Raw genomic sequence first — 24,263 nt, 5'->3', positions numbered from 1 at the left:
GATGACAGCGGACATGCCGGCGACGTTGACCGTCCCGAGCCCGAGGTTCTGGGCTCGTCCGTGGGTACGGTTCGGCGTCCGGCGCCTCAGGCGGCTGCTGGTCTCGCTCTGGGTCCTGGTGACGGCGTCCTTCGCGATGATCCACCTCATCCCGGGGGACCCGGTCCGGGGGGCGCTCGGCCCCACCGCGCCGGCGGACCTGGTCGAGGCCCGCCGGCACGCCCTGGGCCTGGACGACCCGCTCCTCACCCAGTACCTCCACTACCTGAAGGGCCTACTCACCGGGGACCTCGGCACCTCGCTGGCCTCCCGGCTGCCGGTCTCCGGCGTGGTCGCCCAGCGGCTGCCGGCCACACTCGCGCTGGCCGTGCTCGCGTTCCTGGCGGCCGTGGTCCTGGCGATCCCGCTGGGCGTCGTCATGGGTGTGCTGACCCGGCGTGGCCACGGGCGGCGGACCGAGCTCGCCTTCACCACGACCGGCATCATCATGGCGACCATTCCGGACTTCCTGATCGGCGTCGTGCTGGTCTACGTCTTCGGGATCCAGCTCGGGTGGCTGCCCGTCGCCGGTGACGACACCGCGGCGGCGTACGTCCTGCCGGTGTTCTCTTTGGCGATCGGGCCGGCGGCGATCCTCGCCCGCATCGTCCGCGTCGAGATGGTCGGAGTGCTCGAGGCGGACTTCGTCCGCACCGCCCGGGCCAAGCGCCTGCCCGCCCGGACGGTCTACGCCGGCCACGCTCTGCCGAACGCCGTCACCGCCGCGCTGACGTTGGGCGGACTCCTGCTGAGCGCGCTGGTCGCCGGCACCGTCCTGGTCGAGAACGTCTTCGCCTGGCCGGGCCTCGGCAGCACGATCGTGCGGTCCATCCTCACCAAGGACTACCCGGTGGTGCAGGCGATCGTCCTCGTGTACGGCGTGGGCGTGCTGATCACCAACCTCGTCGTCGACGTCGCCCTCGCCCTGCTCGATCCCCGCTCGAAGATCCGGGAGGACTGACGGATGAAAGGACGCTGGACGCGGATCGTCCGTACGCCACTGGGCCTCACGGCGACCGTGCTCGTGGTGGCGATCGCCGCCCTGGCCGTCCTCGGACCGGTTCTGTGGGGATCCGGCGCCGACGCCGTCGACACCGACGCGATCCTGTCCCAGCCGTCCGCCGAACACTGGGCCGGGACGGACAACCTCGGCCGGGACATCCTCCTGCGGGTCCTCGTCGCGTCCCGGCTGTCGATCACGCTCGCCCTGCTCGCCATCGTGATCACGGTGGTGGCCGGGTTGCTGCTGGGGTCGGCGCCGTTCGTGCTCGGCCGCCGGCCCGGCCGGCTGGTGGCGGCGGTGGTGAACATCGCCGTCGCGTTCCCGGGGTTGCTGCTGGCGCTGTTCTTCGCGGTCGTGTTCGGCGTCGGCGCCACCGGTGCGGTCCTGGCCATCGGGCTCGCGGGCGCTCCGGCGTTCGGGCGCCTCACCCAGACGCTCGTCGCCGGGGTCGCTGAGCGGGACTACGTCGCGGCCGCCCGGACGATGGGGATCGGCCGGTTCCGGATCCTGGTCCGCCACGTGCTGCCCAATATCGCCGAACCGCTGGTCGTCAACGCCACCGTCGGCGCCGGCACCGCACTGCTGTCCTTCGCCGGACTGTCGTTCCTCGGTCTCGGTGTCCAGTCACCCTCGTACGACTGGGGCCGCCTGCTCTACGACGGCATCGGCACGATCTACGTGAACGCGGCCGCGGCGCTCGTCCCCGGGGCGGCGGTGCTGCTGGCCGGGCTGGCGTTCAACCTCTTCGGCGAGTCGGTGGCCAAGGGGCTCGGCATACCCGTCGGCATCGGCCTGCGCGCGGCGTCGCCCGCACGCGCCGGGTCGGCGAGCGGCCCTGAGCGTACGGGCCAGGGCGAGGACCCGGGGGACCGGCCGTCCGATGTGGTGCTCGACGTCCGCGACCTCGAGGTCACCGTTTCCGGGCCGTCGGGTCCGGTACGGCCGGTCCGCGGGGTGTCCTTCGACGTACGCCGCGGCGAGGCGGTCGGCATCGTCGGGGAGTCGGGCTCGGGCAAGTCCATGACCGCCCTGGCGATCACCCGGCTGCTCGCCGACCAGGGCCGTGTCGACGCCTCCCGGCTCGATCTCCTCGGGAACGACCTGCTGGCGCCGGACACCCCGGCGCGGCGCCGGATGCTGGGCACCACGCTGGCCATGGTCTTCCAGGACCCGATGACCGCGTTCAACCCCACTCGCCGGATCGGTGCCCAGCTGGCGGAGGTGGCAACACATCACCAGGGCATGAGCCGCCGGGACGCGATGGCCCGCGTCGTCGACCGGCTGACCGCGGTCCGGATCCCGGACGCGGACACGCGTGTCCGTCAGTATCCCCACGAGTTCTCCGGCGGGATGCGCCAGCGAGCGATGATCGGCATGGGACTGATGGGCACCCCGGCGCTGATCGTCGCGGACGAGCCGACCACCGCCCTCGACGTCACCGTGCAGCAGCAGGTGCTGGACCTGCTCACCGCGATCCGCGAGGCGGACGACGTCGCGCTGATCCTGATCAGCCACGACGTCACGGTGGTCGGCGAGGTCTGCGACCGGATCCTGGTGATGTACGCCGGCCGGATCGTCGAGGACATGCCGGCCGCCGATCTGGCCGCCGCCCGGCACCCCTACACCCGGGCGCTGGTCGACGCGGTGCCCGACATGAACACGGACCTCGACGAGCTGCTCGCGACGATCCCGGGCCGCCCGGTCGACCCGGCCGATGTGCCATCCGGCTGTGCCTACGCCGATCGATGTCCGCTCGCCGACGCCCGCTGCCAGGCCGAGGACCCGCCGCTGGCGGCCGACCAGGCCGACTCGCCACGCCACCGGGTGGCCTGCTGGCACGCGGGCGAGGCGCTGCCGGCCCAACCGGACGACCAGAGCATCGACGAACTGGTGGAGTCGCCATGAGTGAGCGAAGCGAGCGAATCGGCGAGCACGTGCGTCTGGTCACTCCTCCGACGAAGGAGGGCTCATGAGTGAGCGAAGCGAGCGAATCGGTAAGCACGCGCGTCTGGTCACTCCTCCGACGAAGGAGGCCTCATGAGCGAGCTGCGCTTCGAGGACGTCACGGTCCGTTACGGCCGGACGACCGCGGTCGACGGCGTCAGCCTGACGGTGCCGGAGGGCGCGGTGGTCGGGCTCGTCGGCGAGTCAGGCTCCGGTAAGTCCACGCTGGCCCGGGCCGCCGTCGGCCTGGCCCCGCTCACCGGCGGCCGGATCACCCTCGGCGGCGCGCCGGTCCCGGCCCGAGGCCGGTCACGTCCGCTGCAGATGGTCTTCCAGGACCCCTACTCGTCGCTCGACCCACGGATGACGGTCGGCCGATGCGTGGCCGAGGCGATCCCGCCGGGCGGCTCACGCGCCGGCCGGCGAGCCGAGGTCGAGCGGCTGCTCGAGCTGGTGCACCTGAACCCGGCCTGCGCCGCCGTCGTCCCGTCCCGGCTGTCCGGCGGCCAGCGGCAGCGGGTCGCGCTGGCGCGGGCGCTCGCGGCACGCCCCCGCGTGATCATCGCTGACGAGATCACCTCCGCCCTGGACGTCTCGGTCCAGGGGGCCGTGCTCAACCTCGTCCGTGAGCTCCAGCGCGAGCTCGGCCTGGCGATGCTGTTCATCTCCCACAACCTCGCAGTCGTCCGCTACGTCGCCTCGCACGTCGCGGTCATGCGGCACGGCCGGCTCGTCGAGCAGGGACCGACGACACGCGTGCTCACCGAGCCCGGTCACGACTTCACCCGCGAACTGCTCGCCGCCGTACCCGGGCGAACGACACGAAGGAGCACGCCATGAGTGAGCGGAGCGAGTGCGTCGATGAACACAGTGCCCCTGGCTACTCCTCCGACGAAGGAGGGCTCATGAGTGAGCGGAGCGAGTGAATCGATGAACACAGTGCCCCTGGCTACTCCTCCGACGAAGGAGGGCTCATGAGTGAGCGGAGCGAGTGAATCGATGAACACAGTGCCCCTGGCTATTCCCCCGACGAAGGAGGATTCATGAGCCGCCGACTGCGCATCGAGGACCTCACCGACCTGGCGGTGCCGTCACAACCGGTGCTGTCGCCGGACGGAAGCCGGATCGCGTACGTGCTCCGGACCCTGGACGCGGACGGCGACCGCGTCGTCGATCAGCTGTGGCTGGTCGGCACCGACGGCGGCACACCCCGCCGCCTCACCTCCGGTCCGGCCGACACCGCGCCGGCCTGGTCGCCGGACGGCAGCCGGCTCGCCTTCCTCCGTGACGGGCAGGTCATCGTGCTCGACACCGGGGGAGGGGAGCCCGAACAGGTGACCGACCTGCCGCTCGGTGCCGGGGCTCCGCGCTGGAGCCCGGACGGCGGCCGGCTCGCCTTCACCGCGCCGGTCGACCCGACCGGCGGCGCGCGGGGGCCGATGGTCTCCGACGGCCTCGACTACCAGGCCGACGGGGAGGGGGTGTACGGCCCGGTGCGCCGGCAGCTGCACGTCCTCGACCTGGACGGCCGCGAGGTCCGGCAGCTCACCGACGGACCGGAGAGCGCCGGTACCCCGGCCTGGTCGCCCGACGGCACCCTCCTTGCCTTCACCCGCAGGGCCGGTGCCGACAGCGACCTGCGCCACCGCACCCCGGTGCACCTGCTGGAGGTGGACGCACCGTACGACCCGCCACGTGTGCTCGCCTTCGTCGACGGGGTGGCCGGCACGGTGGGTTGGGTCGCCGACGGCTCGGCACTGCTCGTGGTCGGCCGGCCCGGCGACCCGGTCGGGCACGCTCGCCTGTACCGGGTCGGGGCCGTCGGCGGCGAGGTCACCGACCTCTCAGGCGCCCTCGACCGCAACGTGATGTCCGGCGCCCCCGGCTACCCCGGCGGCCTGCCGCACGAGCACGAGGGCCGGATCTATTTCTGCCTGCGTGACCAGGGCTGCACCCACCTGTGGTCGGCCACGACCGACGGCGATGACGCGCGCCCGGTCGTGGCCGGGCCCGGCCGGGTCGTTTCGGGGCTGTCGGTCGCCGAGGGCCGCGCCACGGTCGCGCTCACCACCCCCACGTCATTCGGCGAGATCGCGGTCGTGGACCTGGCGACCGGGGCCGAGACCGTGCTGACCGGCCATGGCGCCGCGCTCGCCGACGTGGACCTGTACCCCCGCGAGGAGCGGTGGTTCACCGTCTCCGACGGCACCGAGGTGCAGGCCTGGCTGATGCACGATCCTGAACGCGGCGGCCCGCGGCCGGTGCTCCTCGACGTGCACGGCGGCCCGCACAACGCGTGGAACGCGGCCGCGGACGAGATCCACCTTTACCACCAGGAGCTGGTCGGCCGCGGCTGGGCGGTGCTGATGGTCAATCCGCGCGGCAGCGACGGATACGGCGAGGAGTTCTACGACGGGGTCCGCGGTGGCTGGGGCGTCGCGGACGCGGCCGATTTCCTCGAGCCGCTCGACCGGCTCGTCGCCGAGGGGTTCGCGGACCCGGACCGGCTCGCGGTGGCGGGCTACAGCTACGGCGGCTTCATGACCTGCTGGCTGACCGGTCACGATGACCGGTTCGCGGCGGCCGTCGCCGGCGGTACGGTCAGTGACCCGGTGAGCCTGGGCGGCTCCAGCGCCGAGGGCCACTCGCTCAGCGTCCACGAGCGCGGCGGCACTCCGTGGCAGAAGCCGGCGGAGTACGCCGCCATGTCACCGCTCACCCGCGTGGCCGACGTCCGTACGCCGACGCTCCTGCTGCACGGCGCCGCCGACCTGACCTGCCCGGTCGGGCAGGCCCAGCAGTGGCACACCGCGCTGCGTCAGCGAGGCGTCCCGACCCGGCTGGTCGTCTACCCGGACGCCTCGCACCTCTTCATCCTCGCCGGCCCGCCCTCGCAGCGGCTCGACTTCAACCACCGTGTGCTGGACTGGCTCGAACAGCACACCGGCCGGGCCGGCCGGGTACGCGTCGACGGCGCCCACTGGCAGCGGCGGCTGGCCCGGCTCGCCGAGCGGCACAACGTGCCCGGCGCGCAGCTCGGCATCCTCCGCATCGGTAAGAACGGGGCCGACGACGAGCTGGTCGAGGCCGCCCACGGCGTCCTCCACGTCCGCACCGGCGCGCCGGTCGCCACCGACTCACTGTTCCAGATCGGCTCGATCACCAAGGTCTGGACCGCGACCGTGGCGATGGCCCTGGTCGACGAGGGGCTGCTCGCGCTCGACACCCCGGTCGCCGAGGTCCTGCCCGAGCTGCGGCTCGCGAGCCCGGACGTCACGAAGTCGGTCACGCTGCGGCACCTGCTCAACCACACCAGTGGCATCGACGGCGACGTGTTCACCGACACCGGCCGCGGCGACGACTGCCTGGAGAAGTACGTCGCCGTCCTCGGCGAAGCCGGGCAGAACCACCCGCTGGGCGCCACCTTCTCCTACTGCAACTCGGGTTACGCCCTGCTGGGCCGGATGATCGAGAAGGTCACCGGGCAGACCTGGGACCAGGCGCTACGCGACCGGCTGTCCACTCCGCTCGGGCTGACGCACACGGTGACCCTGCCCGAGGAGGCGCTGCTCTTCTCCGCCGCGGTCGGCCACGAAGAGCGCGACGGCGGCCTCGTCCCGGCGCCCGCCTGGATGTTGCCCCGCTCGATCGGTCCGGCCGGGCTGGTCACCTCGACCGTCGCCGAGGTCCTGGCCTTCGCGCGCCTGCACCTGACCGGCGGTCTCGCCGCCGACGGCACGCGGATCCTGAGCGCGGAGAGCGCCGCCGCCATGACCGCGCACCAGGCCGACCTGCCCGACAAATACGTCCTCGGCGACTCATGGGGGCTCGGCTGGATCCGGTTCGGCTGGGACGGGCACCGCCTGATCGGCCACGACGGCAACACTCTCGGCCAGGCGGCCTTCCTACGGGTGCTGCCCGAGCAGGGGCTCGCGGTCGCCCTGCTCACCAACGGCGGTCAGGCCCGCGACCTCTACCAGGACCTGTACCGGGAGATCTTCGCCGAGGTCGCCGGCATCACGATGCCGGAGCCGTTCGCGCCGCCGCCCGAACCGGTGGCCGTCGACGTGGCGCCCTACGTCGGCGTCTACGAGCGGAGCGGCGTGCGCATGGAGGTCGAGAACGGCCCGGAGGGGCCGCTGCTCCGTACGACCATCACCGGTCCGCTCGCCGAGCTCGTACCCGACCCGGTCGAAGAGCACCCGTTGATACCGGTCGGTCCGGCTCTGTTCGCCGTCAAGCCGCCCGAGGCGGAGACCTGGGCGCCGGTCACGTTCTACGAGCTGCCGACCGGTGAGCGATACCTGCACTTCGGCGTACGCGCCACCCCGAGGGTGGACCGATGACTCTTCGCGACCTGCTCGCCGACGCGCGCGCCCTCATCGAGTGCGAGTCGCCCTCCACCGACCTGGCCGCCGTCGCACGCTCGGCCGAGGTCGTCGCCCGGGTCGGTACCGCCCGCCTCGGCGTCGCGCCCGAGCGAATCGTGCTGGACGGCCGGACCCACCTGCGCTGGCGACTCGGCGCGGAGCCGTCACGGGTGCTGCTGCTCGGCCACCACGACACGGTCTGGCCACTCGGCACGCTCGCCGACCACCCCTGCACCGTCGAGGACGGGATCCTGCGCGGACCCGGTTGCTTCGACATGAAGGCCGGCCTGGTCATGGCGTTCCACGCGGCCGCCGGACTCGACGGTGTCACCCTGCTCGTGACCGGCGACGAGGAGATCGGCTCGCCCAGTTCCCGGGCACTGATCGAGCGAGAGGCCAGGGCGGTGACGGCCGCGCTGGTGTTCGAGGCGTCCGCCGACGGTGGCGCCCTCAAGACCGAGCGCAAGGGCGCCTCGCAGTACGAGGTGCGCGTGGCCGGGCGCGCCGCCCACGCCGGGCTCGAGCCGGACCGGGGCGTGAACGCCACCCTGGAACTGGCCCACCAGGTGCTGGCCGTCAGCGAGCTCGCCGACCGGACGGCCGGTACCACGGTCACGCCGACCCTCGCCCGCGCCGGCACCACCACCAACACCGTCCCGGCCGAGGGGGCGTTCGCCGTCGACGTACGGGCCAGAACCGTGGCGGAACAGGAACGGGTCGACCGGGCGATCCGCGCTCTGGGGGCCACGGTGCCCGGCGCCCGCGTCGAGACGGCGGCAGGCCCGAGCCGCCCTCCACTCGAGGCGGCGGCCTCGGCGCCGCTGTATGCGTTGCTGTGCCGGCTCGCCACATACCGGGGCCTGCCCGAGCCCGGTCGGGCCGCGGTCGGTGGCGCGTCCGACGGGAACCTCACCGCCGGCGTAGGCACGCCCACCCTGGACGGCCTCGGCGCGGTCGGCGGCGGCGCGCACGCCGCCGACGAACACGTACTGGTCGAGGAGATGCCCGCGCGGACCGCGCTGGTGCGCGCGCTGGTCGAACGGTTGCTGGCGGGCACGCCGGACCCGCTCGCCACGCCCACCGCGACGCGACCGTGACCCCCGACGAGCTGAGGAGCAGGCATGCCATGACCGAGCGAAGCGAGGGAACCGGCAAGCGCAGCACCGTGGTCACGGGGCCGACGAAGGAGGTCTTGTGACCGAGCGAAGTAAGGGAACCGACAAGCAGAGCACCGTGGTCGCGGGGCCGACGAAGGAGGTCTTGTGACCGAGCGAAGCGAGGGAACCGACAAGCAGAGCACCTTGGTCGCGGGGCCGACGAAGGAGGCCCCGTGACCGATATCAGCGTCGCGGACGCGGAGCCGGTGCTGGACCACGCGGCCCGGGCCGCGGAGGCCGCTGCCCGGGCGGCCGGCGTCTCGGTGCGCGAGCTCACCGACATCACCGAGCTCACCGGTGTGGTCGGCCTGTTCGCCACCATCTGGGGCCGCTCCGCGAATCCGCCGGTGACCATCGAACTGCTGCGTGCCTTCACCAAGGCCGGCAACTACGTGGCCGGCGCATTCGACGGCGACCGCCTGGTCGGCGCCTGCGTGGGTTTCTTCGCCCCGGCGGGCGGCACCCTCCACAGCCACATCGCCGGTGTCTCGGCGGCCGTCACCGGCCGCAGTGTCGGCTTCGCGCTGAAACTGCACCAGCGGGCATGGGCGTTGCTGCGTGGCGTCTCCGAGATCGCCTGGACGTTCGACCCGTTGGTGGCCAGGAACGCCTACTTCAACCTCGTGAAGCTGGCCGCGCGACCGGTGGAGTACCTGCCGAACTTCTATGGCCCGATGGTCGACGCCATCAACAGCGACGGGGAGACCGACCGGCTCCTGCTGCGCTGGCGACTCCGCGATGACGCGGTGGCCCTCGCGAGCCTCGGGGGCCGCGTCGGTGCGGTGGCCGAAGACGAGCTGCGGGCGGGCGCCGTACTCGCACTGGACATCGCCGAGGACGGCAGCCCGGTGCCCGGCAGGCTCGACGGCGCGATCTCACTCGTCGCCGTGCCCCGGGACATCGCGGCGCTCCGTACGGCCGAGCCCGAGCTGGCCCGGCGCTGGCGGCTCGCCGTACGCGAGGCGCTCACCGGCCTGACCGGCCGCGGCGGCCGCATCGACGGCTTCGACCGAACCGGCTGGTACGTCATACGGAGGGAATCGTGAAACTCACCGACGTCGAACTGCGACGGATCTCCATGCCACTGGTCGCGCCGTTCCGCACCTCGTTCGGCACCGAGACCACCCGCGACATTCTGCTCGTGCGCGTGGTCACGGAGGATGCCGAGGGCTGGGGCGAGTGCGTGGCGATGACCAGCCCCCGCTACTCCTCCGAGTACGTCGACGCGGCGGCGGACGTGCTGCGCCGGTTCCTCGTGCCGGCGGTGATGGCGGCCGGGCCGCCGGCGGCTCACTCCGTCGCCGGGATCCTCGCGCCGTTCAAGGGCCACCACATGGCCAAGGCGGCGCTCGAGATGGCGGTACTGGACGCCGAACTACGCGCCGAGGGCCGCTCGTTCGGCCGTGAGCTCGGTGCCGTGCGCGAACGGGTCCCGTGCGGTGTCTCGGTCGGGATCATGGACAGCGTCCCCGAGCTCCTCGAAGCGGTCGAGGGCTACCTCGCCGAGGGCTACGTCCGCATCAAGCTCAAGATCGAGCCCGGCTGGGACGTCGAGCCGGTTCGCGCGGTACGCGAGCGGTACGGCGATGACCTCCTGCTCCAGGTGGACGCCAACACGGCCTACACCCTGGGCGACGCGCGACAGCTGGCCCGGCTGGACCCGTTCGACCTCCTGTTGATCGAGCAACCCCTCGACGAGGAGGACGTGCTCGGCCACGCGGACCTGGCCCGGCAGATCCGGACGCCGATCTGCCTGGACGAGTCCATCACCTCGGCCCGCGACGCCGCGGCCGCGATCCGGCTGGGCGCCTGCCAGGTGGTGAACATCAAGCCCGGACGGGTCGGCGGATACCTCGAGGCCCGTCGGATCCACGACGTCTGCGCGGCACACGGCGTACCGGTGTGGTGTGGCGGAATGCTGGAGACCGGCCTCGGCCGGGCCGCCAACGTCGCGCTCGCCGCCATGCCCGGGTTCACGTTGCCCGGCGACACCTCGGCGTCCGGGCGGTACTACGCATCGGACATCACCGAGCCGTTCGTGCTCGACGGTGGTCACCTCGAAGTGCCCACCGGTCCCGGGCTCGGCCTGGTGCCGGTGCCGGACCGGCTCGCCGAGGTCACGACCGCGACCGAGCGGCTCACCGCATGAATGGTCGAATACGACGAAAAAAATGGTCGGATACGGAGGATTCAACTAGGTGACGGTCGTGTGGCGCGTCTACCGTGAGACCGTGCAGCACGGCGGCACCGCGCGTCCCCGCGCGAATCTCGGACGGGTCGTCGACGATCTGGGCGCGACTCTGCTCGAACTCACGCACGGCGACCCCGACCGTCCCGGAGAGATCAGCGCTGTGGTCTTCCACGATCCGCTCGATCAGCCGGTGCTGCCGTCCCACGCGCTGGTGCTCGGTGTCGGTGTGGAGGCTCCCGGCCACGTCGCCGCGCTCCTGCGCACACTGGGGCACCAGAACGCGGCCGCGCTCGTCCTCCGTGCGCCGGTCCCGCTCACCGACGAGGTACGGGCCGCCGCCGACGAAGCGTCGGTCGCCGTGCTCGGACTGCGCCGCGGGGCCCCGTGGGGCCACCTCAGCGAGATGCTCCGTTCCCTGCTCACCCAGGGCACGGGCGCGGGGGCCGCCGAGGAGGAGTCGCTCGGCGGCCTGCCCGCGGGTGACCTGTTCGCGGTCGCCAACGCGATCGCGGCGCTTCTCGACGCACCGGTCACGATCGAAGACCGCAACTCCCGCGTGCTGGCCTTCTCCGGCCGCCAGGACGAGGCCGACCCTTCCCGCGTCGAAACCATCCTCGGCCGGCAGGTGCCGGAGCGGTACGCGCGCGTCCTGCACGAGCGCGGAGTCTTCCGGGATCTGCTCCGCAGCGACCAGACCGTCTTCATCGAACCCATCTCCGACAGGATGGGCGGCTTCACGCTGCCACGCGTCGCCATCTCCGTACGCGCGGGTGACGAGGTGCTCGGCTCCATCTGGGCGGCGGTACCCGCCCGTCTCAGTGACGAGCGCGACGAGGCGCTGCGAGAGTCGGCCAAGCTGGTCGCCCTGCACATGCTCAGGGTCCGTGCCGGCGCCGACGTGCAGCGGCGGATGCGGGCCGACCTGCTGAGCACCGCGCTGGAGGGCGGCGTCGGTGCGGGTGAGGCGCTCGAACGGCTCGGTCTGTCGAGTCAGCCGCTGCTGGTGCTGGGCGTGGCTCTCGACGAACGAGGCCTGCGCTACGACCACTCCGACAGCGCGACCGTGGTCCATGATCGGCAGTTGCTCAGCGACGCGTTCGCCCTGCACCTGTCCGCGATCCACCCCCGTTCCACGGCGGCGGCGATCGGCGCGGTCGCCTATGGGCTGGTGCCCATGACCGGAGCCGCGGAGAAGGCCGAGACACGCGCGGTGCGGATCCTCCAGGACTTCCTGGACCGGGTGGGGGACCGGCTGCCGCCGATCACCGCGGTGGGCCCGGTGGCGCTCGACCTGTCCGACGTGGCCCACAGCCGATCCTGTGTCGACCGGGTTCTGCGGGTACTCCGCGACGGACGCATCCACCGGCGAATCGGCCGTTTCGACGAACTGCAGGGCGAGGCGCTGATCTCGGAGCTGCGCGACCTCACCACGGCCCGAGGCGAGGAGCCGACGGGAGCGTTGGCACGGCTGATCGACTACGACCGCCGGCACCGTGGCAGTCTCATTCCGACACTCCGCGCCTGGCTGGACGCGTTCGGTGACGTCGCCGTGGCTTCCGAATCGGTCGCCGTCCACCAGAACACGTTCCGGTACCGGCTCCGACGGGTCGCCGAGGTCGGGCAGTGCGATCTCAGCGATCCCGACCAGCGGTTCGCCATGATGGTGCAACTGCAGGTGCTCCGCGTCGACACGCCGCCCGACCCTTGACATCCGGGCGCCGTCCGGGCACCTCCGAGACCTTTACCGTGTCGCTTCGCGGTCGGCTGACAGGCGGAACGAACACCCGCTCATGCCGATGAAAGCGTGTTCGGGCGGAGCCTGCCCCCGCGGCCTTAGGTCAGGGTAATCAGCGCGGCGGGCCGGGACCGGCAGGCAAAGGTTCGGTCCGCCCCGTTCCTCATGGCCGGACCGAACGACCCCAAGATCAAACCATTCTGGTCGGAGTGCTCAGCGCCCGGCGCCAGTGTTCGGTGACGGCATGACGGAGCCCTTCGGTGTCGACGGCCTGCGGGTCGAGCAGGCGCTGTAGCCCGATCCCGCGGAGCTGCCCGACGACCGCGACCGCGACCTCGGCCGGGATGAGGTCGGGGCGGATCGTGCCGTCCGCGATGCCGGCATGGACGTCGTCGCGCAGGTCGGCGCGGAAGGCGTCGTCCCGCTCGCGGAAGGTCGGTGCCAGCTCCGACGCCGTGGCGGCCTCGGCCCACAGCAGCAGGAAGGCCCGGTTGAACACGCCGACCTGCCCGAGCGCGCCGACGTAGCCGTCGATCAGCCGCAGGAGACGGTCCAGCCCGGCCGGCAGGCCTTCCAGGCCCGGCACGAATCCGGCCTGCGTGGCGCGGGAGAGGCGTTCGAGTAGCGCCTGCTTGGAGCCGAAGTGGTGCGTGACGATGCCGCGGCTGTAGCCGGCCCGTTCGCCGACCCGGGCCAGCGTCAGCGCGCGCACGCCGTGTTCGACGACCAGTTCGGCGGCAGCTGTCAGCAGCTTGGCCTCGGCCTGCTCCCGGCGTTCCCGCTGGGTGCGTCGTGCTGTGGTCATGGTTGCAGCATAGCGGCAAAACTTGCGTGTTGAACAACAAGTATGTGAGAGTGAGGGCGTCACTTTCCCACTGCCTGGAGGTTCCGATGATCGAGATCAACGACCGTGACCTGGATGTCCTGCTTGCCGAGGACCCCGGCGGCCCGGTGGTGATGCTCAACCTGCTGCGGTTCCGGCCAGACGGCGGCCGCGAGAGCTACCAGCGCTACGCGGAGGCGCTCGGCGGCTCGGTCAACGCCCGCTACGGCGTGGCCGTTGAGTACCTGGGTGACGGCGGGCGCGCGCTGGTCGCCGAGGACGGGCAGGCCTGGGACATGGTGGTGCTGGTGCGCTACCCCAACCGGCAGGCGTTCGCCGACATGATCCGGGACCCCGAGTACCGCGCGGTCTCCCACCTGCGCAGCGAGGCGCTCGTGGAGTCGGTCCTGCAGGCAACCACGCCGATCGCGGTCTGAGCCCGATGCCCGCGATCTTCGTCCACGGGAACCCGGAGACGGCGGCGGTCTGGGACCCGCTGCTGGCCGAACTGGAGCAGTCCCGATCCGATCTGGTCTGTCTGTCGCCGCCCGGCTTCGGGGCGCCGCTGCCCGCCGGTTTCGGCGCCACCCATCGCGAGTACCGGGACTGGCTCGCTGGTGAGCTGACGGCATTCGGGGAACCGGTCGACCTGGTGGGCCACGACTTGGGCGGCGGCCATGTGGTGAACGTCGTGCTGAGCCGTCCGGACCTCGTCCGCAGCTGGGTCAGCGACGTCCTCGGGATCTACGACCCCGACTACGAGTGGCACGAGCTCGCCCGCCGATGGCAGACATCGGGCATCGGCGAGGCCGACGTCGCCGCACGGTTCGGCGGGACCGTCGAGGAACGGACCGCGACGCTCGTCGAACGGGGCATGTGTCGGCAGGTCGCCGCCCGCGTCGCCGCCGGGCAGGACGAGGCGATGGGCCGGGCCGTGCTCGCGATCTACCGGTCTGCCGTCAAATCGGGCATTCCCGGCCTCGGCTGGGAGCTGGAGCGTGCGGCAGCGCGGCCGGGACTCGCGCTCCTCGCCACCGCCGACCACACCGTCGGGACCGAGGAACAACGACGTCGCGCCGCCCGCCGGGCAGGGGCGCGAGTAGAGACCCTCCATGGACTCGGCCACTGGTGGATGACCGAAGACCCCTCCCGCGGCGCCGCGGTCCTGCGTGCGTTCTGGGCGACGCTCCGCTGAGATCGCCGGGGCGGGATTCCTGATCAGGTTGGGCTACTCGCCACCGGTATCAATCGCCCTCGCAACGGCGGGCGTGCAGAGACGTCGAACATCCTCTTCATGCGCTGACCATCCATTCCCGCGGTCGTTCACCGGCCTGCCACGGATTGGGCGACCTCGGCGTTGGCGAGCTGTACGAGCCGGTGGCCCAGATCGATGAGCGCCCGGCCCGCGGCCAGCTCGTCGCCGATCTCCGGTACGGCACGGTCTCGCGGATTCCGCCGGGCGTGGCCGCTTCCCTCGATCGTCATGCCGTCCATCGTGGTGAGCGCGGCACGCACATGGGTGTTCTTGCCGTCCTCATCGATGTCGATCTGCACACTCCACTGTTTGGTCTTCATGGCATCACATCTCCGTTCTCAGCGCGCTCGCGTTCGGCGGCGGCGACGTTCCGCTGCCCGCACAGTCCGACCTTGCGGCGCTGGGAATGGGCCGCGGATGCCCCAGCCGAGCACCCAGACGCCGTCCGGCATCAACGCGATCAACGAACATCATGACTTCGCCCCTCCCACCCTCACGTTTCGTCGGAGAAGCCGGTGTGGCCAGGGCCGATGGTCCTCCGTGCGGGTGTCCCTCCGTCTGGTGGCGGCCACATCCGATCGCGACGGAGACGGCACATGGCTCGCCGGCCTGTGTGAGGAAGGGGGGCGGTGATCGCCGAGTCGCCATGGTTCCCGCTGGTTGAGGACGTTCGCCCCTGGAGCGGCCGAAATAGGCGGGAAAGCGTGGGACGAGGCCTGCGAGACGAGCGAGGGAGCTTGACCGTGAACCTCCGGCGAAGGAGAGCTCCGACAAAGAGGCCGAGGGAAGGGCTGAGGCCGAACGGGGACCATGCCGGTACGGCGACCTCCACTACCTGAACCGAGTGATACCGGCGGAGGGAGTTCGCCTCGCAGGTCTTCGCGTGTCGAGGGAGACGGGGGCGGCCCGGGACCTGGCGAGGCCGGTGGGCGAATCCCGATCACGGCAGTGAGCTCGGGGTGATCGCCGGGCAGGTCGGGACCGCCTTCGCCGTACGCACCCAACGAGCGTCGCCACGGCCCCTCGGCATGCCGCCGCCGCGGCGCGAGCGTTATCCCGACGTCGCGGTGGCGGAGAACACGCCTCGCGATCGTCCGGTCACGGCGCTCGTGGAGGCATCGGTGGATGCGGACCTCGCCGTCGTCGCCGCCGCGGCCACACCGGCTCTACGGCTCGGCTCGGTCGGCCACGGCCTCATCCGCCACGCCCGTTGCCTCGTCGCGGTCGTCCCCTCCCGCGGCGCGGAGAGCGAGGCAAGAGAGGTAGGAAACGTCAGAGCAGGTCCAGGCGGTTGAGTTCGCGGCCGTCGGGCAGGGTTCGACGCCGATGGGTGAACAGGCTCAGCATCTGGCGCGCGGTGCCGACTCGGTGTGGCGGCGTCGAAGACCACTGCGCGCCGGTTGGTCGGCATCGTGGCAAGGGATCGGGTCGGTGTCGGTCCGTAGCCCGCTCGACGTCTCCTCGTCCGTCATGCGTCCGAGCGCGCCCGACGCTGCCGAGAGGTGGATCGGCGATCCGTGGACAGGGCGGCCCTGAATCCGCGGGCGGCGAGGTTCGAGCATGGACTCACACGCCGGTCCGCAGTGGATTCGTCGCAGAATGAAGGAGACCGTTCATGTCTCGCAGCATTGATATCGCCATCCCCGATCTGTCCGGAAAGCTCGCCGTCATCACCGGTGCGAGCGACGGCATCGGGTTCGTCATCGCCACCCGCCTCGTCGAAGCGGGCGCCGAGGTGATCATGCCGGTTCGCAACACGGTCAAGGGCGAGAAGGCCGCCGACCGCATCCGTGGTCTCGTCCCGGGTGCGAAGATCACCACCCGGGCCCTCGACCTGTCCTCGCTCGACTCGGTGGCGGCCCTCGCGGACCGGCTCGTGAGTGAAGGCCGTCCGATCGACATCCTCATCAACAACGCCGGTGTGATGACGCCGCCCAGCCACCAGGTCACCAAGGACGGATTCGAGCTGCAGTTCGGCACCAACCATCTCGGTCACTTCGCCCTCACCCAGGGCCTGCTGCCGCTGCTTCGCGAGGGCAAGGCCCGGGTCACGCACCAGACGAGCGTCGCCGCACGCAGCGGTGCGATCAACTGGGACGACCTGAACTGGGAGAACGGTTACGACGCGAGAAAGGCCTACAGCCAGTCCAAGATCGCTGTCGGCCTGTTCGCCCGTGAGCTCGACGCGCGCAGCAAGGCGGCCGGGTGGGGCATCACCAGCAACCTCGCCCACCCCGGCATCTCTCCCACGAACCTGCTGTCCGCACAGCCCGGCATGGGGCGGCAGAAGGACACCGGCTCCGTCCGCCTGATCCGCGCGCTCTCCCGCATGGGCATCCTCGTCGGTACGGTCGACACCGCCGCCCTGCCCGCGCTGCTGGCCGCGACCGGCCCGGACGCGCAGGGCGGCCAGTTCTACGGCCCCAAGGGACGCGGCGACCTCGGTGGTGCTCCAGCGCGGCAGGAGCCGTGGGCTCCGCTGCGCGGCATGGACGACGCCGGCAGGCTCTGGGAGGCTTCCGAGCGGCTGGTCGGCGTGCGGTTCCCCGCCTGACCGCCGGGGGTGTGCACGCGATCGGGCATCGGTGATCACATGTTCAGGTCATGATCGCTGGACGACCACCTCTATGGTCTCCGGGCGCACCGGCCGGAGTATTAGCCTGCTGTCGGCTCTGGTCTCCGGCGCGAGCGCGGCGACCATCACGACTGTTCCAAGGCTCCGTTCCGATGACCGAATCCTCCAGCGAAGCTCAACTCGCCGCGGTGCGGGCTTACGCGTCAGACGCGATGGGCCGGCCCGCCGAGGCCGTCACCGCCGTGACCCCGTTCGAGGACGGCAACCGCCACGCGGTACACCGGGTCTCCTTTCGCGACGCATCAGATGGCATCCGGGACGTCGTGGTCAGAGTCTCCTTCGGCGGCGACGCCTCCGAGACCGCTCAGGCTGAGCGCGAGGCCGCGGTCCTTGAGCACGTGGGTGGCGTCGCAGCCCCTGTGTTGTACGACTTCCGCCGCACGAGCGATTGGTTCGCTACGCCGGCGATGTGCATGCAGTTCCTTCCCGGCCGCCGGGAGGATTTGCGGACGGTGGGCCTGACGGAGATCCGGCGACTCGCCTCGCTCGTGGCCTGGGTCCATGAGCGCCCCGTCGACGGCCTGGGTGAGTCGGTGGGGGCGCGAACCACGATCGCGTCGTATGCCGGTGACCGGCTTCGGGCGATCCTGTCGACCCTCGTCTGGGCTCGTGACCCACTGCCTGAAACGCTCCAGGAACGGTTGCGGAGCGCCGCCGGCTCGCTGGCGGAGAGCTTCGCGGCCTCCTGGGATTCCGGCGAGACCCTCTCGTTGCTGCACGGTGACATCGCTCCGGGAAACGTGCTCTGGAGCCCCGGCCCCTGCCTGATCGACTGGGAGTACACGCGGCTCGGAGACCCCGCCGACGAGCTGGCGTACACGTTCGACCAGAACGCGCTCACGCCGTCCCAGCGCCGGGCGTTCTGGGACGGGTACCGGCACGGCATGGACAGCCGCTCGCGACTGGCCCCCATCATCGAACGCGTCAACTGGTGGGAACCGGTGACCCTGCTGGGTTCCGCCCTCTGGTGGGTCGAGCGGTGGGTGCGCCGCACAGAAGGCAAGGCCGATCCGGGAGTGCCACGCGAACCGGACTACTACTTCGGCCACGTCATCAGCCGCATTGATCGGCTGGACACCCTGGTGAGCCCGCCGTGAGGCGCGTCCGCACCAGACCAATGCCTGACGAGGGCGGGTCGGCTCGAAGACGGTCTCCCGGTCCAGCGGTGGCACGCACGGCGTCCACGTCGCCGTCCACGAGGGCGCGGCACCTCGACACTGCGCGACGTCGTTGGGGCCGTCGTGGCGACCGAGTCCGGACGAGCGGCGGTCAGTGGACCGTCTCCGTCCCGGATGAGCCGGACCGCCCATCGCCCGACGCGCGCGATCCCCTGGTCCCGTCCGGAAGACCGGACGGGACCATTCGGACGGAGACTCGCCGATGAGTTCTATCCGGCCGCCGGATAGAGCCGGGCGGCTCCGCCGGCCAGGTTCGCCCGGACCCGGCGGGCGTCTTCGTCGGCGATGATTTCGATGGAGCCCTCCTCGAGAGCGTCGAGGGACAGGGCGGCGATCGCCGCGGGATCGCTCTTGGGAGCGTCGACGGACGCGACCATGTCGGTGTCCATGTATCCGACGTGCAGGGCGGCGACGCTCGTGCCCTGAGCCGCGAGTTCGAGCCGCAGCGCATTGGTGAGCGACCACTGCGCCGACTTGGCCGCGGCGTAGCCGCTGTAACCCGGATAGGTCACCCATGACAGCACGGACAACACGTTGAGGATCGTGCCGCCTCCGCTGTCGGCCAGTTGCGGGGCGAAGGCGCGGCTCACGGTCAGCGTGCCGAAATAGTGGGTCTCCATCTCCAGGCGAATGTCCTGCAGGGAACCGTCGGACACCGACGCGCCCGTGTAGGAACCCGCGTTGTTGATCAGCAGCGACACGCCCGACGCCCTCTCCGCCGCGGCGGCCACGGACGCGGCGTCCGTGACATCGATCGCGACGGGAATCACCCCCGGCACATCGAGTGACGCGACGTTCCGGACGCCGCCGTACACGGTGGCGCCGCGTGCCACGAGCTGTTCCGCGAAACGCCGGCCCAATCCGCGATTGGCGCCAGTGACGAATGCCGTACTTCCAGCCATCTTCATCGAATTCGTTCTCCCTGGGTAAGTCCGGTTTCCTGCCGGTCACGCTTCCGGCGGAGCGGCTCCGGCCGGGCAACTGTGGTAGGCCTCGACGAGCCATCCGTCGGCTCCTCGGGAGAGCGCCCATGTCGCCAGCTCCCATCGGTCGGCAGGAGGCTCCGACTCGCCGGAGAACACGGTCGCGCTCCGGGTGATCACGATCGCCGTGTCGGCGTTGAGGAACCGGACGTTCTCGGCCCGGTGAAGGCGCGTGGATCCCTTCAGCGGGAGGGCGAAGGCCTCGGCCATGCCGGTTCGTACGGCGGCCCTGCCCCGCAGGTGAACCCCGGGCAGGATCACGCTGGCGTTCTCTCCGTACCGCCTGGCGAACGCATTCGCGTCGCCCTTCGCCCATGCGCTGGACGTCTCGTCGAACACGGCGAGCACCGCACGCTCCTCGACCGGTACGGCCGAGTCGCTGTCCCCCGCATCCGCCCGTTCCCGCAGATACGAACTCATCTCATCCCCTTTGTCTCGGTGGCCTTTGCTGGACCGACGCGGCGGACGTGCTGATTTGGACCTCGAGCGCCCGCTCAGGCGGGGGTGACGACGTAGTCGGAGGCGCCGCGGAAGGTGTCGGCGTTGCGACGGGCGAACTCCGCGAAGGTGGTCGGTTCGATGCCGAAGCGCTCGTGGGCGGTGAGGTCGACGGTCGAGCGACCCAGCCGGGTCCGCTCCTGGAAGAGTTGCGTGAACGCGCTCGCTCGCGCCGGCGGGTATCCGGCCTCGATCCAGTCCCGCCGCTTCTCCTCGGGGGTCACGTCGCGGTAGCGGACCGGCTTGCCGATGGCATCGGAGATGCGGCCGGCGACGTCGGTCATGGTGAGGGCCTCAGGACCGGTCATCGTGTACGTCCTGCCTTCGTGACCGGGGGTGGTGAGCACGGCGTAGGCGACTTTGGCGATGTCCTCGACGTCGATCGGGGCGAGCGTCGTGTCACCGAGCGGCAGGCGAAGCTCGCCGGAGCGGACGATGTCCGGCACCTCCTCGAAGTACACCTGCATGAACTGGCTTGGCCGCAGCACGGTCCACGGCGTACCGGAGGCGACCAGGTAACGCTGGATCTGCTCGTGGCTCCGGGACGAGCGGAACCGCTCGGGGTCGAACCCGTCGATCGAGTCCTTGCCGGAGAACTTCACGATGTGACCGACACCGGCCCGGGCAGCCGCGTCGATGAACGTGCACTGGGTTTCCAGCATCTGCGGACCGGCGCTGCTGATCATCAGTACGCGGTCCACCCCGGCCAACGCGGATTCCAGCGTCTCGGGCCAGAGCATGTCGCCGGTCCGGACGTCGACGCCCGGCAGTGCCCGTAGACGGTCCGCCTTCTTCGGATCCCGTACGAGCGCGCGGACCGGTGCGCCCTGCCGTGCGAACTCCCGAACGACGGCAGATCCGGGACGTCCGTTCGCTCCTGTGATGAGGATCATCGCTCCTTCTTCCTGTTCGGAGAACCAGGCGGAGAGTACTTTGCCGGAACTAGTTAGTACAACTTCGATACCATCCAGCTCCGTATCGGAACGTACCGTCGGTTAGACTCGAGGACGTGGGAAGCCCGCGAACCTACGGCGACGCCTGCGCCGCCGCGCATGCCCTCGACCTGGTCGGCGAGCGCTGGGCCCTCCTGGTCGTACGGGAGCTGCTCCTGGGGCCCAAGCGCTTCAGCGACCTGCGCAGCGGCCTGCCGAACGCCGGCCCGAACCGCGTGTCGCAGCGACTACGTGAACTCGAAGAGGCCGGCATCGTGCGTCGCCGCAAGCTCGGTCCGCCCGCCCGGTCCTGGGTGTACGAGCTCACGGAGTGGGGGCGGCAGCTTCAACCGGTCCTCGTCCACCTCGGCCGCTGGGGCAGGCTCTCACCGTTCCGCGACCTCGACGCGGACACCAGCGTGGACGCTCTCATGCTGGCCCTTCAGGGGGACTTCGCCCCGGAGAAGGGCGACGGCCGGTCCGCGACCTACGGGCTCGTCTTCGGCGACGACCAGGTCACCGTGCGGATCGCCGACGGTGACATCGGCATCAGTCGCGGCGAGCCCTCCGCTCCGGACGCGACGATCGCCACCGACACCAGGACGTTCGCGGCCGTACTGACCCGAAGACGTGACCTGGAGGAGGCCGTACGCGCCGGAGACCTCACCGTGTCCGGCGACGTGCACGCGGTCGAGTGGCTGTTCGACTCCTTCCCGCGCCCGGAAACGGCCGAGACGCCGTCGGCGTGACCGAACGGCCCTGACCACACGATTCACGGGAGAGCCGTCCAAATTCCGTGCCGCCCTGCGTCGTATCGGTGAAGAGGGCCATACGACGGCGAAACCGAGGAGGCGAGATGCCGGAGTACATGGTGTTGCTGTACGCCCCGGAGACCGAGGACGAGCAGGACAGGTGGGCGGACATGTCGGAGTGGCTGGCGGTGACGGAGAGCCTGCGGAAGGCCGGGCTGCTCGTCGCCAACGGTCCCCTCCATCCGGTGGCGAGCGCGACCACCGTTCGCGTGCGGGGCGGGGAGACCGAGCTCACCGACGGGCCCTTCGCGGTGACCAAGGAGTTCCTCGCCGGCTACTACGTGCTGAACTGCGCCGACCTCGACGAGGCGTTGCACCACGCGGCGCGAATGCCGACGGCGCGCCGGGGCTCGGTCGAGGTCCGGCCGGTCATGAGCGCGCGTGAGGTCCCGGCGCCCGGACCGGACGCCGGGGGCCGGAAGCGGGCCGGAACCGGCAATGGCTGACCTGGCCGCCACGACGGTCGTCCGCGTGTTCCGCGATGAGCGGGCGGCCGTCCTGGCGACCTTGATCAGGTACGTCGGTGACTTCCAGGTCGCCGAGGACGCCGTGCAGGAGGCGTTCGAGGCCGCGCTCACGACCTGGCGGCGAGATGGGATCCCGGACAACCCTGGAGCGTGGATCACGGTCACCGCCCGGCGGCGGGCGATCGATCTGCTGCGCCGCGCCCGGTCGATCTCCGATCGGGCCGAGCGGCTGGCCGCGCTGCTGCGCCTGGACCAACAGGAGCATGCTCCGATGGGCGAAGCGAGTGCGATCGCCGATGACCGGCTGAGGTTGATCTTCACCTGCTGCCATCCCGCGCTGGACATGCCGGCCCGGGTCGCGCTGACGCTGCGCACGCTCGGTGGTCTGACGACGGGTGAGATCGCGCGGGCCTTCCTGGTCGCCGAGCCCACGATGGGGAAGCGCATCGTCCGGGCCAAGCGCAAGATCGCCGATGCCCACATCCCGTACCGGGTGCCCGCCGGAGAGGAGCTCCCCGGCCGTGTCCGGGGTGTGCTCCGCGTGGTCTACCTGATCTTCAATGAGGGCTATTCCGCCAGCGAGGGCGATCGTCTCGTACGGGCGGAGCTCTGCGACGAGGCGATCCGCCTCGGGCGTCTCCTGTGCGAGCTGATGCCCGGCGACACCGACGCGTGGGGGCTCCTCGCGTTGATGCTGCTGCACGACGCGCGTCGCGCCGCCCGGGTGGACGGACACGGGCGCTACGTCTCGCTGCGGGATCAGGACCGGGCCTGGTGGGATCGAGACCGGATCAGGGAGGGACTCGGCGCGCTGGAACGCGCCGTGCGGTCCGCGCCCCCCGGCCGGTACCAGCTCGAGGCGGCGATCACCGCACTGCACATCCAGGCATCCGACGCCGACGCGACGGACTGGGCGCAGATCGCGGAGCTGTACGGCGAGCTCGGCCGGCTCAACCCCTCTCCGGTGGTCGGGCTGAACCATGCCACCGCGGTCGGGTTCGCCTACGGGGCCGAAACCGGTCTGGAATTCCTCGGGCCGCTGCTCGACGATCCGGCGCTCGATCGCTATCAGCCGTTGCACGCCACGCACGCCGAGTTGCTCAGGCGCGCCGGTGACCTGACGGGCGCCACGCGGGCCTACGCACGAGCGATCGCGCTCTCCGCGAACGGCGTGGAGCGCGCCGAGCTCGAGCGGCGGCTGGAGACGCTGACCGCCGACCGGAGCGGTGACGGAGGCTGATCACTCGGAGCCGTTCTCCTTGCCGGAGCCGACGGTCGATCCGGTCCGGCCCGAGTCCCACCCCGGCGTGCCGGTGAGGTCGAGCAGGACCATGGCGTCGTGGTCGGGGCCGCCCGGCTGGGCGTGGTAGGCGCTGAGGCGCTGGCCGGGGGTGCCCTCCAGCAGCATGCTCTGGTATCCGAGGGTCAGGTCGCCGACGTCGGGGTGATGGAAGGCCTTGGTCGCCGAGGCGTGGGGTCGTACGTCGTAACGTTCCCAGAGCCGGGCGAAGTCGGGGCTCTTCAGGAGCAGTTCGCCGACGAGGGCCGCGAGGTCGGGAGCGTCGGGGTCGGTGCCGGCGAGGGCTCGCAGGCGGGCGACGCAGCCGCGGACCTGACTGGTCCAAACGTCGCCGAACAGGGCGCGGGCAGCGGGATGAAGAAAGACGTACCGGGCCAGGTTGCGATGCCGGGCGGGCCAGTCCTCCAGGCCGGCGTACAGCCGCAGTCCGGCGGGGTTGGCGGCCAGGATGTCCATGGTACGGCTGAGGATCATCGCGGGGTGGGGCCGCAGGCTCTCCAGCAGGAGCTTGAGACCGGGTCTGACGGCGCGGCTGGGCGCGGCCGGTGGATCGGGGAGGTGGCGCGCCGCGCGGACGGCGAGTTCGAGCAGGTGCTCGTGCTCGGTTTCGCTGAGGCGTAGCGCGCGGGCGAGGGCGTCGACGACGACCGGGCTCGGATGGGTCTCGCGGCCGCGTTCGAGGCGGGTGTAGTAGTCGACGCTGACTCCGGCGAGTGTGGCGAGTTCCTCGCGGCGCAGGCCGGGGGTGCGGCGCAGGCCGGGGCCGACGGTGAGGCCGACCCGGTCGGGGGTGATCTCTTCGCGGCGGGCCCGGAGGAACCGCCCGAGCTCGGTTCCGCCACCGGTGTTCTTCTCACCTGCCATGTCCTCAGTGTTACACCAGGTCCGACGTGCTCAGCGGCGTCGTGAGGGGCCCTGTCACACCCTGGAACGTCCCGGTC

22 protein-coding genes are annotated in these 24,263 nt (G+C 71.2%); 16 read left to right on the top strand and 6 right to left on the bottom strand.

The genetic code is table 11. The features are described from left to right. Position 1 precedes the first annotated feature (1 nt). From QSK37_RS17875 to QSK37_RS17840, 8 genes are all read left to right on the top strand, one after another. The gene (locus QSK37_RS17875; protein ID WP_285622239.1) at positions 2-1,000 is read left to right on the top strand and encodes an ABC transporter permease; all 999 of its coding nucleotides are present in this window, start codon (positions 2-4) and stop codon (positions 998-1,000) included. 3 nt (positions 1,001-1,003) lie between these two features. Then, complete coding sequence (locus QSK37_RS17870; RefSeq protein ID WP_285622237.1) at positions 1,004-2,947, top strand: dipeptide/oligopeptide/nickel ABC transporter permease/ATP-binding protein; 1,944 nt, start codon at positions 1,004-1,006, stop codon at positions 2,945-2,947. A 132-nt stretch (positions 2,948-3,079) separates the two neighbouring features. Continuing rightward, the gene (locus QSK37_RS17865) at positions 3,080-3,826 is read left to right on the top strand and encodes an ABC transporter ATP-binding protein (protein ID WP_285622236.1); all 747 of its coding nucleotides are present in this window, start codon (positions 3,080-3,082) and stop codon (positions 3,824-3,826) included. Positions 3,827-4,029: 203 nt separating this feature from the next. Continuing rightward, positions 4,030-7,332: a serine hydrolase gene (locus QSK37_RS17860; protein ID WP_285622235.1), complete on the top strand. Its 3,303-nt coding sequence runs from the start codon at positions 4,030-4,032 to the stop codon at positions 7,330-7,332. Next, positions 7,329-8,453 (top strand): M20/M25/M40 family metallo-hydrolase, encoded by a 1,125-nt coding sequence (locus QSK37_RS17855; RefSeq protein ID WP_285622234.1) that lies wholly within the window; start codon positions 7,329-7,331, stop codon positions 8,451-8,453. Before QSK37_RS17860 ends, QSK37_RS17855 begins: the two co-directional genes overlap by 4 nt. Before the next feature lie 233 nt (positions 8,454-8,686). Continuing rightward, complete coding sequence (locus tag QSK37_RS17850) at positions 8,687-9,559, top strand: GNAT family N-acetyltransferase (RefSeq protein ID WP_285622232.1); 873 nt, start codon at positions 8,687-8,689, stop codon at positions 9,557-9,559. Next, complete coding sequence (gene menC, locus QSK37_RS17845) at positions 9,556-10,662, top strand: o-succinylbenzoate synthase (protein ID WP_285622230.1); 1,107 nt, start codon at positions 9,556-9,558, stop codon at positions 10,660-10,662. Before QSK37_RS17850 ends, menC begins: the two co-directional genes overlap by 4 nt. Before the next feature lie 49 nt (positions 10,663-10,711). Then, entirely contained in the window at positions 10,712-12,412 is a 1,701-nt protein-coding gene (locus QSK37_RS17840; protein WP_285622228.1) for a PucR family transcriptional regulator, read from the top strand. 217 nt (positions 12,413-12,629) lie between these two features. Here the strand turns inward: QSK37_RS17840 and QSK37_RS17835 are convergent, their stop codons facing one another. Then, positions 12,630-13,244, bottom strand: a complete 615-nt coding sequence (locus tag QSK37_RS17835) for a TetR/AcrR family transcriptional regulator (RefSeq protein WP_285622224.1) — start codon at positions 13,242-13,244, stop codon at positions 12,630-12,632. A gap of 86 nt (positions 13,245-13,330) precedes the next feature. Here QSK37_RS17835 and QSK37_RS17830 point away from each other — a divergent pair, with 86 nt between their 5' ends. Both QSK37_RS17830 and QSK37_RS17825 read left to right on the top strand, forming a co-directional pair. Next, positions 13,331-13,699 carry a DUF1330 domain-containing protein gene (locus tag QSK37_RS17830; RefSeq protein ID WP_285622222.1) on the top strand — a complete coding sequence of 123 codons (369 nt, stop codon included), beginning with the start codon at positions 13,331-13,333 and terminating at the stop codon, positions 13,697-13,699. Between the two features lie 5 nt (positions 13,700-13,704). After that, a complete protein-coding gene (locus QSK37_RS17825) occupies positions 13,705-14,457 on the top strand; it encodes an alpha/beta fold hydrolase (protein WP_285622220.1) in 753 nt (250 codons plus the stop codon). Positions 14,458-14,585: 128 nt separating this feature from the next. On the opposite strand, the gene QSK37_RS17820 is transcribed toward QSK37_RS17825, so the two are convergent. Beyond that, positions 14,586-14,837 (bottom strand): DUF1876 domain-containing protein, encoded by a 252-nt coding sequence (locus QSK37_RS17820; protein ID WP_285622217.1) that lies wholly within the window; start codon positions 14,835-14,837, stop codon positions 14,586-14,588. 708 nt (positions 14,838-15,545) lie between these two features. On the opposite strand from QSK37_RS17820, the gene QSK37_RS51745 reads away from it, so the two are divergent. The 3 genes from QSK37_RS51745 to QSK37_RS17810 all read left to right on the top strand — a co-directional run bounded on the left by QSK37_RS51745 (position 15,546) and on the right by QSK37_RS17810 (position 18,249). Beyond that, positions 15,546-15,812, top strand: a complete 267-nt coding sequence (locus QSK37_RS51745; RefSeq protein WP_432705580.1) for a universal stress protein — start codon at positions 15,546-15,548, stop codon at positions 15,810-15,812. 320 nt (positions 15,813-16,132) lie between these two features. Then, positions 16,133-17,071, top strand: a complete 939-nt coding sequence (locus QSK37_RS17815) for an SDR family oxidoreductase (protein ID WP_285622215.1) — start codon at positions 16,133-16,135, stop codon at positions 17,069-17,071. Between the two features lie 173 nt (positions 17,072-17,244). Then, positions 17,245-18,249, top strand: coding sequence for an aminoglycoside phosphotransferase family protein (locus QSK37_RS17810; protein ID WP_285622213.1), 1,005 nt, complete (start codon positions 17,245-17,247; stop codon positions 18,247-18,249). Between the two features lie 290 nt (positions 18,250-18,539). Here QSK37_RS17810 and QSK37_RS17805 read toward each other — a convergent pair whose 3' ends face one another. From QSK37_RS17805 to QSK37_RS17795, 3 genes are all read right to left on the bottom strand, one after another. Continuing rightward, positions 18,540-19,232 (bottom strand): SDR family oxidoreductase, encoded by a 693-nt coding sequence (locus QSK37_RS17805; protein ID WP_285623523.1) that lies wholly within the window; start codon positions 19,230-19,232, stop codon positions 18,540-18,542. A 45-nt stretch (positions 19,233-19,277) separates the two neighbouring features. Next, the gene (locus QSK37_RS17800; RefSeq protein ID WP_285622211.1) at positions 19,278-19,733 is read right to left on the bottom strand and encodes an SgcJ/EcaC family oxidoreductase; all 456 of its coding nucleotides are present in this window, start codon (positions 19,731-19,733) and stop codon (positions 19,278-19,280) included. A 74-nt stretch (positions 19,734-19,807) separates the two neighbouring features. After that, positions 19,808-20,704, bottom strand: a complete 897-nt coding sequence (locus QSK37_RS17795) for an SDR family oxidoreductase (RefSeq protein WP_285622209.1) — start codon at positions 20,702-20,704, stop codon at positions 19,808-19,810. Positions 20,705-20,820: 116 nt separating this feature from the next. Here QSK37_RS17795 and QSK37_RS17790 point away from each other — a divergent pair, with 116 nt between their 5' ends. From QSK37_RS17790 to QSK37_RS17780, 3 genes are all read left to right on the top strand, one after another. Continuing rightward, positions 20,821-21,492: a winged helix-turn-helix transcriptional regulator gene (locus QSK37_RS17790; protein ID WP_285622207.1), complete on the top strand. Its 672-nt coding sequence runs from the start codon at positions 20,821-20,823 to the stop codon at positions 21,490-21,492. A 107-nt stretch (positions 21,493-21,599) separates the two neighbouring features. Beyond that, positions 21,600-22,001, top strand: a complete 402-nt coding sequence (locus QSK37_RS17785) for a YciI family protein (protein ID WP_285622204.1) — start codon at positions 21,600-21,602, stop codon at positions 21,999-22,001. Beyond that, entirely contained in the window at positions 21,994-23,262 is a 1,269-nt protein-coding gene (locus tag QSK37_RS17780; protein WP_285622200.1) for an RNA polymerase sigma factor, read from the top strand. Before QSK37_RS17785 ends, QSK37_RS17780 begins: the two co-directional genes overlap by 8 nt. Here the strand turns inward: QSK37_RS17780 and QSK37_RS17775 are convergent, their stop codons facing one another. Then, on the bottom strand, positions 23,263-24,186 hold the full coding sequence (locus QSK37_RS17775; RefSeq protein WP_285622197.1) for a helix-turn-helix transcriptional regulator: 924 nt from the start codon (positions 24,184-24,186) through the stop codon (positions 23,263-23,265). Positions 24,187-24,263: the final 77 nt, after the last annotated feature.

The sequence above is a fragment of the Actinoallomurus iriomotensis genome, assembly GCF_030269445.1.
Taxonomy (GTDB): Bacteria; Actinomycetota; Actinomycetes; order Streptosporangiales; family Streptosporangiaceae; genus Actinoallomurus; species Actinoallomurus iriomotensis.
Note: the sequence above shows the minus strand (reverse complement) of the source record. Positions and strands in the feature narration are given on the sequence as shown.

Bases quoted from the DNA above. Each gene is read 5' to 3' on its own strand.
- QSK37_RS17875 (WP_285622239.1), top strand. From the start codon at position 2: ATGACAGCGGACATGCCGGCGACGTTGACCGTCCCGAGCCCGAGGTTC.
- QSK37_RS17870 (WP_285622237.1), top strand. From the start codon at position 1,004: ATGAAAGGACGCTGGACGCGGATCGTCCGTACGCCACTGGGCCTCACG.
- QSK37_RS17865 (WP_285622236.1), top strand. From the start codon at position 3,080: ATGAGCGAGCTGCGCTTCGAGGACGTCACGGTCCGTTACGGCCGGACG.
- QSK37_RS17860 (WP_285622235.1), top strand. From the start codon at position 4,030: ATGAGCCGCCGACTGCGCATCGAGGACCTCACCGACCTGGCGGTGCCG.
- QSK37_RS17855 (WP_285622234.1), top strand. From the start codon at position 7,329: ATGACTCTTCGCGACCTGCTCGCCGACGCGCGCGCCCTCATCGAGTGC.
- QSK37_RS17835 (WP_285622224.1), bottom strand. From the start codon at position 13,244: ATGACCACAGCACGACGCACCCAGCGGGAACGCCGGGAGCAGGCCGAG.
- QSK37_RS17830 (WP_285622222.1), top strand. From the start codon at position 13,331: ATGATCGAGATCAACGACCGTGACCTGGATGTCCTGCTTGCCGAGGAC.
- QSK37_RS17825 (WP_285622220.1), top strand. From the start codon at position 13,705: ATGCCCGCGATCTTCGTCCACGGGAACCCGGAGACGGCGGCGGTCTGG.
- QSK37_RS17820 (WP_285622217.1), bottom strand. From the start codon at position 14,837: ATGAAGACCAAACAGTGGAGTGTGCAGATCGACATCGATGAGGACGGC.
- QSK37_RS51745 (WP_432705580.1), top strand. From the start codon at position 15,546: ATGCCGCCGCCGCGGCGCGAGCGTTATCCCGACGTCGCGGTGGCGGAG.
- QSK37_RS17815 (WP_285622215.1), top strand. From the start codon at position 16,133: ATGTCTCGCAGCATTGATATCGCCATCCCCGATCTGTCCGGAAAGCTC.
- QSK37_RS17810 (WP_285622213.1), top strand. From the start codon at position 17,245: ATGACCGAATCCTCCAGCGAAGCTCAACTCGCCGCGGTGCGGGCTTAC.
- QSK37_RS17805 (WP_285623523.1), bottom strand. From the start codon at position 19,232: ATGGCTGGAAGTACGGCATTCGTCACTGGCGCCAATCGCGGATTGGGC.
- QSK37_RS17800 (WP_285622211.1), bottom strand. From the start codon at position 19,733: ATGAGTTCGTATCTGCGGGAACGGGCGGATGCGGGGGACAGCGACTCG.
- QSK37_RS17795 (WP_285622209.1), bottom strand. From the start codon at position 20,704: ATGATCCTCATCACAGGAGCGAACGGACGTCCCGGATCTGCCGTCGTT.
- QSK37_RS17785 (WP_285622204.1), top strand. From the start codon at position 21,600: ATGCCGGAGTACATGGTGTTGCTGTACGCCCCGGAGACCGAGGACGAG.
- QSK37_RS17780 (WP_285622200.1), top strand. From the start codon at position 21,994: ATGGCTGACCTGGCCGCCACGACGGTCGTCCGCGTGTTCCGCGATGAG.
- QSK37_RS17775 (WP_285622197.1), bottom strand. From the start codon at position 24,186: ATGGCAGGTGAGAAGAACACCGGTGGCGGAACCGAGCTCGGGCGGTTC.